A 14,031-nucleotide genomic window follows, 5' to 3' on the forward strand; every position below is an offset into this window, starting at 1 on the left:
GGGCACCTGGGCCGGGCGAAGGGCGTGGGCTCGGTGCTGGACCTCAAGGTCAACGCGTACATCCCGGATCCGCTCAAGCCCGGGGAACTGGTGCCCCGCCTGGAGGCGCTGGTGAAGGCCGCCCAGGCCGTCACGCCCACGGGCCTGGCCGCCACGCTGTCGCGGCCCGCGGTGGCGGCGGGGGACCTGAAGTCCTTCCCCTTGCCGGCGCTGCTGCACTCGCTCTACCGGCTGCGCCGTGACGGCGTGCTGGTGGTGGCCCTCAAGGGCCTGACGCGCCGGGTGTTCTTCCTGCGCGGCGGGCCGGTGAACTTCGACTCCAACGCCAAGCAGGACGGGCTGCCACGCTTCCTCCGCGAGCGGCAGGTCCTCACGGAGGCGCAGGAGCAGCCGGTGGTGGAGGCGCTCGCCTCCGGGCTGCGCATCGGCGCGGCGCTCGCGGACGCGGGCGTGGAGGCGGTGGGCGAGGACCTCCTGTCGCTCTTGCGCGACTTCACCCGGGACCGGCTCGGGCGCGTGCTGGCCATGCGCGAGGGCCGGTACGCGTTCTACGCGGGCGACGAGTTCTCCTCCGAAGTGGCCTCCGTGGATCAGCCCGCCCTGGCACCGCTGCTGGAGGCCGCGCGCAAGCGGATGCCCCTGCGGGTGGTGGCGGGCGCGCTCAAGGCGCACCTGAATGAGTACCCGGTGCGCTCGGCGGACTTCGGCCGGGACCTCCAGGCGATGGCGCTGGACACGGAGGACATCAAGCTGGCGATGCAGGTGAACGGCCGCATCGTGCTCAAGGACCTGCTGGCGCACGGGCGCGCGGAGCTGCGGGCAGCGTACACGCTCTTGTGGTTCCTCAAGCTGACGGGCGGGGTGACCTTCTCCGCGACGCCGGTGGCGACGGGCACGGACTTGCTGAGCGCGGCGGCGGCGCCGGACGTCATCGCGCCGCGCAAGCGCAAGAGCCTGCCTCCGGAGACGGCGGCGTCACTGCGCGAGGAAGCGGTGCGGATCATCACGCGCAGCTACTTCGGCGGGCTGGGGTTGGACCTCGCGGCGGATAAAGAAGCGGTGGAGCGCGCGTACCACGAGACGGCGATGCGCTTTCACCCGGACACCTACGCGGAGTTCGACATCTCCGACCTGCGCGACCTGCTGGAGCAGGTGCAGGAGAAGCTGTCCGCGGCGTACCGCGTGCTGAGCGTGGACGAAAAGCGCCGCGCCTACCTCCAGTACTTCTTCAGCCGGCAGGAGGTGGTGGGCCGGGCGACCGCCATCAACGTGGACGCGGAGCTCGCGCTGCGCCGGGGCGAGTCCGCGATGAAGCGGGGCGACTACAAGGCGGCCATCCAGGGCTTCGAGGAAGCGCTGTCGCTCAACGGCAGCGAGCCCGAGTACTACTCGTACCTCGCCTGGGCGAAGTACCGGGGTTCGCCGGGGCCGCTGATGCAGCGGGCGCTCGCGGCGCGCAAGGTGCTCAAGCAGGCGTTGACGTTGGACCCGTACCTGGAGCGGGCGCAGGTCATCGCGGCCATCATCGAAATCGACCTGGACGACGCGCCGCTCGCACGCAAGAAGCTGATGAAGGTGCTGGAGCTGAACCCGTATTCGGTGCTCGCGAGGGCGGCGTTGCAGAAGGTGGTGAAGTAGTCATGCATCACGCGCTCTGGCGGCTGCTCCGCTATGCGAAGCCGCACGCGGGAATCCTCGTCCTGGCCTTCGTGTGCATGGCGTTGCTGGGGCTCGCCACGGGTGCGTACGCGTACCTGCTGGGCCCGGCGCTGCGCTTCCTGCTGTCGGGAGGTGAAGAGGGCTTCGCGAGCGCGCACCGGGTGCCGTGGCTCGCGAACCTGCCGCGAGAGGCCGCGCTCTGGGGCTTCCCGGTGTTCGTGCTGGTGGTGGGCGCGGTGAAGGGCGTGGGGTACCTGGGCCAGTTCTACTTCATGGGCCTGTTCGCGCAGCGCGTGGTGAAGGACCTGCGGCGCGACCTGTTCCTGCGGCTCACGGCGTTGTCGCCGTCGCAGCTGTCGAAGGAGCGGACGGGAGACCTGCTCAGCCGCTTCTCCTCGGACGTGATGGCGGTGGAGCTGGCCGCCATGTACACGGTGGGCTCGTACCTGCGCGACACCATCCAGGTGCTGGTGCTCGCGGGCGTGGCGCTGGCGATGAGCCCGATGCTCGGAGGGCTGATGCTGGCGGTGATTCCACTGGCGGCGCTGCCCGCGTCGAAGCTCACCCGCAAGGTGCTGAAGGGAACGCGGGAAGGGCAGGCCCACCTGGGGCAGCTCGCGGGCCAGCTGCACGAAGGGCTGGGAGGGCTGCGAACCATCCAGGCCTTCAACGGTCAGCAGGCGGAGCTGGCGCGCTTCGAGTCCTACGCGAAGGCGCACGAGGAAGCGGTGGTGGGCGCGGCCTGGGCGCGTGGAGGCGTGCCGGGGGTGATGGAGGTGCTCGCGGCGGCGGCGCTCGCGGGAGCGCTGGGGTACGCGGCGGCGACGCGGGCCCTGGAACCGGAAGCGCTCCTGTCGCTGCTCACGGCGGTCATCCTCGTGTACCAGCCGGTGAAGGACCTGGGCCGGGTGACGCAGTTCGCGGTGCAGGCGGGAGCGGCGGGAGAGCGCCTCTTCGCGCTGCTCGACCTGAAGCACCCCGTGGAGGACGCAGCCAACGCCGTGCCCGCGCCAGCGCTGCGTGAAGCGCTCCGGATGGAGGACGTGCGCTTCTTCTACGGCGAGCGCCGGGCGCTGGACGGGCTGACGCTGGACCTGAAGGTGGGGCAGGTGGCTGCGCTGGTGGGAGGCAGTGGAGGCGGCAAGAGCACGGTGACGTCGCTGCTGCTGCGCTTCGAGCGTCCCCAGCAGGGCCGCATCCTCCTGGATGGAGTGGACGCGGACACGTACACGGCGGCGAGCGTCCGGAGTCAGTTCGCGCTGGTGACGCAGGAACCGCTGCTCTTCCACGGAAGCGTGCTGGAGAACCTCCGGCACGCGAGGCCGGAAGCGACGCGGGAGGAAGTGGAGTCCGCGGCGAAGGTGGCGAACGCGGACGCCTTCATCCAGGGCCTGCCACAGGGCTACGACACGCGCATCGGCGAGCGGGGCGTCACCCTGAGCGGAGGCCAGCGCCAGCGCCTGTGCATCGCGAGGGCTGTGTTGTCGAAGGCCCCGGTGCTGGTGCTGGACGAAGCGACGAGCAGCCTGGACCCGGAGAACGAGCGCGAGGTGCAGGCCGCGCTGGCGAAGGTGCTCCCCGGCCGGACGGCGCTGGTCATCGCCCACCGGCTGTCGACGGTGACGAACGCGGACGTCATCCACGTGGTGGAGGCAGGCCGCGTCGTGGAGAGCGGAAGCCACGCGGAGCTGCTCCAGAAGGAAGGCCGTTACGCCGCCATGTGGCGCCTGCAGACGTCAGGCCCCATCGAGCGGGGAGCGGCGTGAGCAAGGCCGGCACTGCGAAGCGGCCGCTCTCCCTGGCGATCCGCGCCGTGTTCGGTGTGTTGGTCATGCTGATGGGCGTCGCGGGCTTCTTCGCCTTCGCGGCGGGCTTCGCGAACTACCCCGTCGTCGAGCCCGTACCGAACGCGAAACCGTGGATCCGCGGCGCGTACCACGTGCACACCACGCGCTCGGACGGGAACGGGACGCCCGCGAAGGTCGCCCAGGCGGCGAAGGCAGCGGGGCTGGACTTCGTGGTGCTCACGGATCACAACGACTTCAAGCCACCCGCCGCGACCTGGGTGGACGGCGTGTTGCTCATCCCCGGAGTGGAGCTCTCCACCAGCGTCGGCCATCTGGCCGCGTTCGGCATGCAACGGCACATTGAAGGCGTGAAGCCCTGGGGCCCTCCGGAGCAGGCCGTGGCCGCGGTCGAGGCAGCCGGAGGCACGGCGGTCCTCGCGCATCCGGTCCAGACGAAGAACCCATGGAAGGACGAAGCGACGGCACACCAGGTCCCGGGCTTCGAGCTGTACTCGGCGGACACCTTCTTCCGGCAGGCGCTGCGGAGCCCGGTGAGCCGGCTCCTGCCCGCGCTGGGGGCCTCGATGGTGAACCCGGTGCACGGCGTGATGCTGCTCGCCGTTCCTGAGTCAGGCCCCACGGAGCGCTTCCTGGAACTGGCGCGAGAGCGCAAGCGGCTCGTCTTGTGTGGCAACGACGCGCACGGCGTGCCCGCGTACGAGGACATCTTCAACGCGCTCGACATGGAGTTTCCGCCGGACGTGCTGTCAGGCCCGCTGTCCCAGGACGCGCGCGAAGCCGCGAACCAGGTCACGCAGGCCCTGTCGAGCGGCCAGGCACTCTGCGTCTTCCGGGCACTCGGAGCCCCGGAAGGCTTTGCCCTGGAAGGCTTCGACGTGAACACCAGGGAAGCCCCCGTGGGCACGGTGCTGACGGTGCGCCTCCCGGAGCACACGCCAGGGAACCTCGAGGTCCGGGTATGGGGCGACGGCCGCCTCCAACCCGACGGAAGGCACGTCGAACTGACGGGGCCTGGAGTCGTCCAGGTGGAGGTCTGGGCCCACGCGCCCGGACGTTTCTTCGGCCACGAATGGCGGCCCTGGCTGGTCCCCAGTCCGGTGCGAGTGGTGCCGAGACCGCCGGGCATCTGATAGAGCGCGGGACGTCGCCCATGCGCCTGCTCTACGTCGTCGCCACCTACGTCCTCTTCGCGCTGTTGTTCCCGGTGCTCTGCGTGCACCGGAAGACGCGCCACGGGCTGAAGCAGCGGCTGGGCTTCTACGGACCGGGAGACCTGCCGAAGGGGGAGGGCCCGCTGCTGTGGTTGCACGGAGCCAGCGCCGGAGACCTGCTGGCCCTCGCGCCCATGTTCGGCCCCCTGCGCCAGCGCTTCCCCGGCTGCCGCATCGTGCTCTCGACGATGACGGACAGCGGCCACGCGATGGCACGCGACCGCCTGGCGAAGCAGATCGACGGAGTCGTCTACGCGCCCTACGACCTCTGGGGCGCGACGCGAAGGGCAGTCCGAGCCCTCCAACCGGACCTCCTGGTTCTCGAGTACACGGAGGTGTGGCCCAACCTCATCCGCGCCGCGAAGCAGTCCGGAGCGAGCGTGGTGATGACCAACGGGCGTTTCTCGCCAGCGAACGTGGGGAAGTACCGGACGCTCTTCGGCCTCATTGAAAACCCGCTGAAGGACATGGACCTGCTGCTGATGCGGCAGGACGAGGAATCCGAAAGGGCGCGAGCCCTGGGAGCCCCCACCGAGCGTGTCCTCACCACCGGAAACACCAAGTTCGACGCTCTGGCGGCGGGTCCTGCCCCCGAGGACGAAGCCCTGCGAGCCGCGCTCGGACTGCCGCCGACGGAGCCGGTCTGGCTCGCGGGAAGCACACACGAGGGCGAAGAGGAAATCCTGTTGCAGGTGTATCAGCGTCTACGGGAGCGCTGGCCCACGCTGAGCCTGGTCATCGCGCCGCGCTACCTGAACCGGGCGGAACGGATCCAGACCCTCGCGAAGGAGCGGAACCTGACCGTGGGCCTTCGCTCGCAGGGCAACCCGGAGCGTGCGCCGGTGGTGGTGATGGACTCGATGGGCGAACTGTCGAGGGCCTACCGCCTTGCAACGGTGGTCTTCGTGGGAGGCTCGTTCACGAAGCGAGGCGGCCAGAACATCCTGGAGCCGGCGGGGCAGGGCAAGCCGGTCCTGTTCGGCCCGCACATGGACAACTTCCGTGACAGCGTCGCGGTGCTCCAGGGCAACGGAGGCATCCAGGTGGCGGATGGAGAAGCGCTCTACACCGCGCTGGAGGACCTCCTCGCCCACCCCGAGCAGCGGCATCGCCTGGGGGCCCAGGCCGAAGCCACGGTGCGCCGCATCTCGGGAGCCAGCGAGCGCAACGCGGAGGCCATGGCCGCGCTAAGGAGGGCTCCTCGATGACCCTCATCGTCCATCCCCACTTCCACAAGCGCTACACAGGGGTGACCCGCCACGTGGAGTCCGTGGTGCCAGCGCTGGCCACGGGCGACGAGACGCGGGTCATCGGCTCCGGCCTGACGGAAGCCCTGCCGCGAATCACCTGGGGCGAGCTGATCCGCCGCTCACACCGTGAGCCCATCGTCTGGCACGCGCATCGGAACAACGAGCTGCTGGCGGGGATGTTCCTGAAGGCGTTGGGAGGAAGGGTCCAGCTCGTCTTCACGAGGCACACGTCGGTGGCCCCCACGCGCTTCACGCGTTGGCTCGCCAGGGGCGCGGACGCGCTGGTGTCGCTCACGAAGCAGATCTCCGACGTCATCGCGCTCCCGTCCACGGTGATTTCTCACGGCATCGACCTCACTCGTTTCCGTCCGCCGGAGGACCGCGACGAGGCCTGGGCCCGGCTCAAGCAGGGCGGCCGTTACGGCATCGGAGTCATCGGCCGCATCCGCAAGGAGAAGGGGCAGGGTGACTTCATCGAAGCCATGAGGCCCCTGTTGCCGAAGCGGCCGGACTGGCAGGCGGTGCTGGTGGGGCTCGCGAAGGGGCCGGACCTGACGTGGGTGAACGGGCTGCGTGAGGGCATCGAGGACCGGGTGCTGCTCGCGGGAGAGCAGTCCCCCATCGAGCCCTGGTACCAGGGCCTGAGCATCCTGGTGCATCCCTCCTACGCGGAGGGCTACTCGCTGGTGCACGTGGAGGCGATGGCGTCAGGCTGCTGCGTGGTGGCCTCGAAGCTGCCGTACCTGGACACCCTCATCGAGCACGGCCGCACGGGCTTCTTCTTCGAGCCCGGAGACGTGAAGGGACTGCGCGACCTGTTGGACGAACTGACCCGCGAACCAGAGCGGGCCCGCCAGGTCGGCCGCAACGCGGAAGAGGAAGCGCGTCGCCGCTGCGGTGTCGAGCACGAAGCCCGCGCGCTCAGCGACCTCTACCACTCGCTGGTGAATCGCTGATGCGCATCCTGCACCTGCTCGCGAGTCCCTTCTGGAGCGGCCCGGCGGAGAACGTCGCGCTGCTGGCCCAGGCCCAGCGCGCCCAGGGCCACGAGGTCACGGTGGCGGTGGACCGCAAGCGCCGGGACATCGCCGCCGAGGAACCCGCCGTCCCCCGGTTCCAGCAACTGGGCCTGCTGGACGAGGGAGGCCTGACGTTGTCCGTGAAGTCTCCGCCCTGGGAAATCTGGAGTGACCTGCGAGCCCTCCGCCGCAGGACGGTGGACGTGGTCCACACCCACTTCACCCATGATCATCTCGTGGCCCGCTGGGGAACGCCAAAGGGAGCAGTGCGGATCCGCTCCATCCACGCGCCGCGCTCGCTGCGGTCGTCCCTGCCCGAAGCCGCCGCCTACACGGTGCCCGCGAGCCACCTGGTGGAGAAGCTCGAAGGCCGGCACCGTCCCGTCCAGGTCCTGCCCGCGCTGGTGGATCCGATGTTCAAGCCGCCAGAGGACCGCAATGCCCTCCGCCGGACCCTGGGCCTGAAGGACACGCACCTGGTGGGAATGATCTCCACGTTCCAGCAGAGCCGCCGTCACGCGCTGGGAGTCGAAGCCTTCGCCGCGTTCCACCAGCAGCGCCCCAAAGCCCGCTTCGTGCTGGTGGGCGATGGGGCCCTGCTTGAAGCGACCCGGACGCAGGTGACGGCGCGGGGCCTCACGGAGCAGGTGACGTTCGCGGGCTACCAGCAGGGCCAGGACTTCGCGAAGTGGCTGCAGGCCCTGGACGAGGTCTGGATCCTCGGCCTGGGAAACGACTGGAGCGCAAGGGCCGCGGCCCAAGCCAGGGCCTGTGGCGTCCGAGTCGTCGCGGTGAACGAAGGAGCGCTCCCGGAGCTGGCGGACGCGAGGGTGGAAGCACCCACGGTGGAAGCCGTCGTCACCGCCGCACTGTCCGGAGCAACAGCGGGGACCCGGCACCCGACGAACGAGCACATCGCCAGGGACATCCTGGCCCTCTACCAGCAGGCTGCGGAGCCCCGGCGATGACCGGCTCACCCACGGCCCTGGAGCGGATCTTCTATCCGCAGGCACCAGAGCCCTGGACCCGTCGTGCCCTCCTGTCGCCGCTCGCGTTGCTGTCCTGGACCTACAGCGGAGCGGTCCGCCTGCGGGGAGCCCTCTACGACTCACGCCTGCTGCGAGCCGAACACATCGAAGGCTTGCGGGTCATCTCCATCGGCAACATCAACGTCGGAGGTACAGGCAAGACACCCGCGGTCCTCCATCTCGCGGAGTTGCTGATCCGCGAAGGGCGCAAGGTCGGCATCCTCACCAGAGGCTACGGCCGGGAGTCCCAGGAGCCGCTCACCTTCACGGGCACCGGGCCCCTGCCCGACGTGACAGAAGCCGGAGACGAGCCCCTGCTGCTCGCGCGCAGGTGTCCCGGAGCCCGGCTCTTCGTGGGAGCGGACCGGGTCGCGGCGGCACTTCGGGCCCGGGATGAGTTCGGCCTGGATACGGTCCTGCTGGATGACGGCTTTCAGCACCGCCGTCTGCACCGTGACGAAGACCTGGTGGTCGTGGACGAAGCCGTGGGCCTGGGCAACGGACAGCTGCTCCCAAGAGGCCCCCTGCGAGAACCACCGTCTGCACTGCGACGGGCCACGCTCCTCTGGCTGAGGGCAGCCTCGGGGGATGCCGCCCCCAATCCATGGCTCGAAACCGTGAGTGCCCCCCGGATCCGGACGCGCTACGGACCCACGGCGTGGTGGGACCCTTCGGGCACCGAGCACGCGACGAACGCGCTCGAAGGAAGGCCGGTCCTGGCGCTGGCGGGGCTGGCCCGGCCCGGAGGCTTCCTGAAGACCGTGACCGCGCTCGGGACAGAGGTCCGGGACGCGGCCCTCTTCCCGGATCACCATCGCTTCAGCGGAGAAGAACTGCGCCAGGTCGAAGCCCGAGCCCGTCAGCAAGGAGCGCTCGTGGTGACGACGGAGAAGGACGCGGTGCGCCTGCCCGCCGGCTTCGAGGCCTGGGTGGTGCGCCTGGGAGTGGAGGTCCTGGAGGGCGAAGCACACCTGAGGCGGGCGCTCGGGCTGGCGGGAGAGACGCGCGACTTGTGAGGGCTGGACCGCTGTGGGACAACCCGCGCCCATGCCCGCGGCCCCGTCTTCACGTCCGGCAGCTTCGTCCTCGCGCCTGCCACTCGCCTTCGCGCGCCGCCGGGTGTTGCTGGTGGGAGACCTGGTCGCCGACCACTACCTCTACGGCCAGACGGACCGCGTGAGCCGCGAAGCCCCGGTGCTCATCGTCCGGTACGAGTCCTCGGAGGTGAAGCTCGGTGGCGGGGCCAACGTGGCCGCCAACGTCCGTGCGCTGTCAGGCCAGGTGACGGCGGTGGGCGCCCTGGGTGTGGATGCCATGGGCAGCGAGCTGCGCAAGCTCTTCGAAACAGCGGACATCCGGCTGCACGCGGTCAGCAGCAGGAGCATCCAGACGGAGACGAAGACGCGCATCCTCGCCGGCGGCATCAGCACCACGAGGCAGCAGATGCTCCGGGTCGACCGGGGCCAACGAGGCCCCCTTCCACCCCGGATGCGCAAGGCGCTCGCCCGTCAGGTGGAGGCCGCGGCGAAGGACGCGGACGCGGTGGTGGTCTCGGACTACGGCGCGGGAGTCGTCAGCGACGAGGTCCGGGTCGTGCTGCGAAAGCTCGCGGCCGACGGCCTTCCGGTCTGCGTGGACAGCCGCTATGCGCTCACGGCCTTCGAGGGCCTCACTGTGTGCAAGCCCAACGAACCAGAGTTGGAAGCGCTCACGGGCCGTCCAGTGCGCACGAAGGAAGATCTCCTGGAGGCCGGCCACGAAGCAGTCCGAAAGCTGGGCTGTCAGGCGCTCCTGGTGACGCGAGGCCGGCATGGCATGGCCCTCTTCGACGCGAAGGGCGGAGTGGACCTGATCCCCGTGCACGGCGCGAAGTCAGCGGTAGACGTGACGGGAGCGGGTGACACGGTCATCGCGAGCTTCGCGCTGTCGCTCGCGGCCGGAGCATCCTTCGGTGAAGCGGCGAGGCTCGCGAACGTAGCGGGCTCGCTGGTGGTGCAGAAGCCCGGCACGGCAACGGTCTCCCGTGAAGAACTCCTCGAAGCATTGCGGAGCCCACGATGAACACCCTGGACAAGCTCCGCCCCCTCGCAGCCATCGCGGAGGAGCGGGAACGCTGGCGCGAGCAGGGCCGCACGGTGGCCCTGGCCAACGGCGTCTTCGACCTGCTGCACGTCGGACACGTCCGGTACCTCGAAGGGGCGAAAGCGCTGGCGGACGTGTTGGTGGTCGCGGTGAACTCGGACGCCTCCACCCGGGCCTACAAAGGACCCGGTCGCCCCCACATCCCGGAGGCGGAGCGCGCGGAGTTGGTCGCGGCGCTGGCCTGCACGGACCGTGTCGTCGTCTTCGACGAACCGAACGTGCGAACCATCATCCGGGCCCTCAAGCCTGACGTGCACGTGAAGGGGACGGACTACACGCCGGACTCCATTCCAGAGGGTGATGAGGTCCGGGCCTACGGAGGCAGGACGGCGGTGGCGGGAGACCCGAAGGACCACAGCACCACGGAGCTGGCCCGCAGGCTCGGGCGCGAAGGCGCGAAGTAGCCCATGCCCCTGGACCCGGTGCTGCGGTCCATCCTGGGCTGTCCCCACTGCAAGGGGCCACTCGAAGAGCACGAAGGCCCTCCGCCCGAAGTCCGCTGCGGCAGGTGCCAGCGGGCCTGGCCCGTGGAAGACGGCGTCCCACGGATGGTGCTCGAACAGGAGCGGTCACTCACCCCGTGAGCGAGGCCCGCTCCGCGACGAACGCTCGGACCTCGTCGGCCACGCGCTGCTCCACCCCTACCCCGGAAGCCCCATCCACGATGGGCGTCAGGTCCACCATCCGGTGAGGGGACACCGCATGGCCCCAGCGCTCCATGTCGATGCGCAGGAAGAACGCCAGCGTGGGAGCACCCACTGCGACCGACAGGTGCATGGGTCCTGTGTTGTTGCAGATGGTGAGGCCCGCGGTCCGCATGAGGGCGGCAAGCTCATCAATGCTCGTCGCGGGAGCCAGCTCCGCCCCCGGAGCGCTGGAGAGTACGGTCCGAGCGAGGGCTTCCTCTCCCGGTCCCCAGGTCACGACAGGCGAGTAGCCCAGCGAAATCAGCTCTCGGGCCGCCGCCGCGAACGCCTCTGCCGGAATGCGCCGCTCACCCAGCCGCCCCCCGGGATTGATGACCGCACGCCGCGAACGTGTCCCGGAGAACGTCGCCAGATAGCCGCGGAACGTCTCGCCCAGCGTCGGCTCCCGGAACGAAAGGCCCTTGGCGACAGCCCCATTCGTCAGGGGCGTCAACAGGTGGGTGCGCTGAACGGCCTCATGCCGGGTATCGGAACGGGCGGGCACGGACACGGACTGCAGCAGCGACACGGGCCAGATGCCCGGTCCAATGACGACCGCCTTCGGTCCTGCCATCCGTGCAATGAGCGCACTCGTCACCGAAGGAGCGCTCCAATTGGCGCAATCCACCACGGTGTCGTAGCCCGCACGACGGAGTGCGCGGATCCCGGGCGCCAGGGGTCCCAGCCACAGCAAGCGCCGGTCGAACGCCAGCACCGCATCCGCGTCAGGGTGTCCCTGGAGGACGCGAGCCACCCTGGCATGCACCAGCACATGCACCTCCGGAGGAGGGTGGACATGCGCCTTGAGGGTCCGCATCAGGGGCGTGGTGAGGAGGGCTTCGCCCACGCGGTTGTCGGGCCGGACGAGCAGGACCTTGCGCGGGTGGGAGAGGGGCGTTCCGGGAGAACGGCGACGTCCGGGGCGCCAGAACAGGAGGGAAGCCAGGAGCGCCAGTGCCAGCTTCGCCCACGTTTCAAGCCGCTTGTGCCACGCCATCGGCGGCGGACCCTACCAGAATTGGGACGGACACAAGACGCTGGCTTGACCTTGGGACGGAAAGCCCCTAGCACCCGGCCCGATGCTCAAGAGCATGACCGGATTTGGTTCGGGCCGCGCCCGTGTCGGGGACGAAGAGGTCTCCGTGGAAGCACGCTCGCTCAACCACAAGTTCTGTGAAGTGAAGGTCCGGCTGCCGCGCGAGCTGTCCGCGCTTGAGCCCGCGCTCGTGAAGCAGGTGAAGGACCGCCTCGCGCGAGGCTCGGTGGAGATCCTGGTGCGCCGGCAGGCCGCCACGGTTTCGGGCAACGTCCCCACGGTGGATGTCGGCCTGGCCCGCGAATACGCGCGCGCCTACCGGGAAGTCGCCGAGGCCCTGGGCCAGTCCGTCGAGGTCGCCTGGTCGCACGTGGCCAACCAGCCGGGAGTCATCCGTCTGGAAGAGAAGGGCGTGGACGTGGAGTCCGCCACCCAGGCCACGCAGACCGCCCTTCAGCAGGCGCTCACGGCCCTCGAGACGATGCGGAACACCGAAGGCGAATCCATCCACACGGACCTGGACGCCCGGATGAAGCTCATCGAGGGTTGGAGCCAGGAGGTCGCCCGGCTCGCGCCTCGGGCTGTCAGTGACTACCAGCAGCGGCTCACCGAGCGTGTCGCGGAGCTCGCGCGTGGCGTCGCGGTGGACCCGCAGCGCCTGGCGCAGGAAGTGGCCCTGTTCGCCGAGCGCACGGACATCGCGGAAGAAGTGACCCGGCTCGCGACGCATCTCGAGCAGTTCCGGCTCCTGATGGCGAGCCCCGAGCCGGTGGGCCGGCGTATGGATTTCCTCGTGCAGGAGATGCACCGCGAGGTGAACACGACAGGCTCCAAGAGCCAGCACGCGGAGATCTCCGCGCGCGTGGTCTCGATGAAGGCCGAGGTCGAGCGCATCCGCGAACAGGTGCAGAACGTCGAATGAACGAACCCTCTGGACTCCAGCCTGGTGTGCTCCTCGTCCTCTCAGCCCCGTCCGGGGCCGGGAAGACCACCCTCGCGCACCGCCTGCTGAAGGAGATGCCGGACGGCATCTTCTCCACCAGCGTCACCACCCGGCGCCCCCGCGGCAAGGAGCAGGAGGGCGTGGACTACCACTTCGTGGGGGTGGCCGCCTTCCAGCAGAAGATTGAACAGGGTGAGTTCGTGGAGTGGGCCGAGGTGCACGGCCACTTCTACGGCAGCCCGCAGTCGGTGGTGGACCAGGCCCGCCAGCGGCGCGGTACGGCCATCTTCGACATCGACGTCCAGGGCGGGCAGGCCATCAAGCGCAAGCACCCCGACGCGGTCCTCATCTTCGTGCTGCCTCCCTCCATGGAAGAGCTGGAGCGGCGCCTTCGGGACCGCCAGACGGATTCGGATGAGACCATCCGCCGCCGGATGCTGGCCGCCCGCTCGGAGATCGAGCGGGGGATCGCGTCCTACGACTACATCGTGGTGAACGACGATATTGAGCGCGCCTATCAGGAGCTGCGCTCGGTGGTGGTGGCGGAGAAGTGCCGGCGGGGGAGGGTGGACCTCTCGAAGCTCCGGTTCGGGAGCTGAAATCCGCCGGGGAATGGCTGGAACGGCCCCGTCGGTTCCCCCTCCACCACGTCGCATCGCGCTGGCGGCCTGCATCAAATTTCTTGCGCCGCCCGATCGCCTGATGGATAAGCCGCACACCTCGCGGCGACACGCAGGCGTCACTCCGGTGGCACCTGGCTGACGAGGTGGTGGTGACGAGAAGTTGACTTTCTCCGATCCGATTCTTAGATGGTTGCCGCAGCAGGACAGTGATCAGCGGGCGTTGAAGGTGCTGGAGCGGGTTGCCGCCTCATGGGAGGCGGAGCTGATGGCGGTGGCAGCGGGGAATTGGAAGTAGCGGTAAGGCGGTTGACACAAGACGCGGCGGTGGTAGAAGCCGCGCCTCTCACCTCGAAGCCCGCGCACTGGCGCGGAAGGCACTTCGGGGGGAGCGCAGGACCGACAAGGAAATAGGGCAGTCAACGAGCGAGTTGACAGCGAACGCGGCGAAGAGATAGAAGCCGCGCCCCACCGAAGAAGCAGCAGTCCGGCAGGCAACAAGCGGACGGCAAGCGGTGAGAGAAGCTGACAGCAAGCGGTTGACAGGGAAGGCGGCGCTGAAGTAGAAGCCGCTCCCCTTCGAAAAGAAGCGGCGAAAGTCACTGGACGGCGCCGACGAGATTCGAAGC

The 14,031-nt window shown here is 69.4% G+C and carries 13 protein-coding genes; 12 read left to right on the plus strand and 1 reads right to left on the minus strand.

The window, feature by feature from the left end; translation table 11 throughout:
* From D7W81_RS32485 to D7W81_RS44455, 10 genes are all read left to right on the plus strand, one after another.
* The coding region (locus D7W81_RS32485) for a DUF4388 domain-containing protein (protein ID WP_120559289.1) at window positions 1-1,638 on the plus strand (1,638 nt) is incomplete at its 5' end.
* 2 nt (window positions 1,639-1,640) lie between these two features.
* Window positions 1,641-3,425 carry an ABC transporter ATP-binding protein gene (locus tag D7W81_RS32490; protein WP_120559290.1) on the plus strand — a complete coding sequence of 595 codons (1,785 nt, stop codon included), beginning with the start codon at window positions 1,641-1,643 and terminating at the stop codon, window positions 3,423-3,425.
* Window positions 3,422-4,597 carry a PHP domain-containing protein gene (locus D7W81_RS32495; protein ID WP_208721553.1) on the plus strand — a complete coding sequence of 392 codons (1,176 nt, stop codon included), beginning with the start codon at window positions 3,422-3,424 and terminating at the stop codon, window positions 4,595-4,597. Before D7W81_RS32490 ends, D7W81_RS32495 begins: the two co-directional genes overlap by 4 nt.
* A 20-nt stretch (window positions 4,598-4,617) precedes the next feature.
* Window positions 4,618-5,886 carry a 3-deoxy-D-manno-octulosonic acid transferase gene (locus tag D7W81_RS32500; protein ID WP_120559291.1) on the plus strand — a complete coding sequence of 423 codons (1,269 nt, stop codon included), beginning with the start codon at window positions 4,618-4,620 and terminating at the stop codon, window positions 5,884-5,886.
* Window positions 5,883-6,884 carry a glycosyltransferase family 4 protein gene (locus D7W81_RS32505; RefSeq protein ID WP_120559292.1) on the plus strand — a complete coding sequence of 334 codons (1,002 nt, stop codon included), beginning with the start codon at window positions 5,883-5,885 and terminating at the stop codon, window positions 6,882-6,884. Before D7W81_RS32500 ends, D7W81_RS32505 begins: the two co-directional genes overlap by 4 nt.
* Window positions 6,884-7,915, plus strand: a complete 1,032-nt coding sequence (locus D7W81_RS32510) for a glycosyltransferase (protein WP_120559293.1) — start codon at window positions 6,884-6,886, stop codon at window positions 7,913-7,915. The genes D7W81_RS32505 and D7W81_RS32510 overlap by 1 nt, the downstream gene beginning before the upstream one ends.
* Window positions 7,912-8,991, plus strand: a complete 1,080-nt coding sequence (gene lpxK / locus D7W81_RS32515; RefSeq protein WP_120559294.1) for a tetraacyldisaccharide 4'-kinase — start codon at window positions 7,912-7,914, stop codon at window positions 8,989-8,991. Before D7W81_RS32510 ends, lpxK begins: the two co-directional genes overlap by 4 nt.
* A 31-nt stretch (window positions 8,992-9,022) precedes the next feature.
* Window positions 9,023-10,036 carry a bifunctional heptose 7-phosphate kinase/heptose 1-phosphate adenyltransferase gene (locus tag D7W81_RS32520; protein WP_120559295.1) on the plus strand — a complete coding sequence of 338 codons (1,014 nt, stop codon included), beginning with the start codon at window positions 9,023-9,025 and terminating at the stop codon, window positions 10,034-10,036.
* Entirely contained in the window at window positions 10,033-10,521 is a 489-nt protein-coding gene (locus D7W81_RS32525; RefSeq protein WP_014395511.1) for an adenylyltransferase/cytidyltransferase family protein, read from the plus strand. Before D7W81_RS32520 ends, D7W81_RS32525 begins: the two co-directional genes overlap by 4 nt.
* 3 nt (window positions 10,522-10,524) lie before the next feature.
* Window positions 10,525-10,701, plus strand: coding sequence for a Trm112 family protein (locus D7W81_RS44455; protein ID WP_368773754.1), 177 nt, complete (start codon window positions 10,525-10,527; stop codon window positions 10,699-10,701).
* Here D7W81_RS44455 and D7W81_RS32530 read toward each other — a convergent pair.
* A complete protein-coding gene (locus D7W81_RS32530; protein WP_120559296.1) occupies window positions 10,691-11,800 on the minus strand; it encodes a glycosyltransferase family 9 protein in 1,110 nt (369 codons plus the stop codon). The two genes, D7W81_RS44455 and D7W81_RS32530, sit on opposite strands and share 11 nt — an antisense overlap.
* Window positions 11,801-11,882: 82 nt before the next feature.
* On the opposite strand from D7W81_RS32530, the gene D7W81_RS32535 reads away from it, so the two are divergent.
* Window positions 11,883-12,761, plus strand: coding sequence for a YicC/YloC family endoribonuclease (locus D7W81_RS32535; RefSeq protein ID WP_120559297.1), 879 nt, complete (start codon window positions 11,883-11,885; stop codon window positions 12,759-12,761).
* On the plus strand, window positions 12,758-13,381 hold the full coding sequence (gene gmk / locus D7W81_RS32540; protein ID WP_120559298.1) for a guanylate kinase: 624 nt from the start codon (window positions 12,758-12,760) through the stop codon (window positions 13,379-13,381). Before D7W81_RS32535 ends, gmk begins: the two co-directional genes overlap by 4 nt.
* Window positions 13,382-14,031 lie beyond the last annotated feature (650 nt).

The organism is Corallococcus aberystwythensis (genome assembly GCF_003612165.1).
In the GTDB taxonomy this organism is placed as follows: Bacteria; Myxococcota; Myxococcia; order Myxococcales; family Myxococcaceae; genus Corallococcus; species Corallococcus aberystwythensis.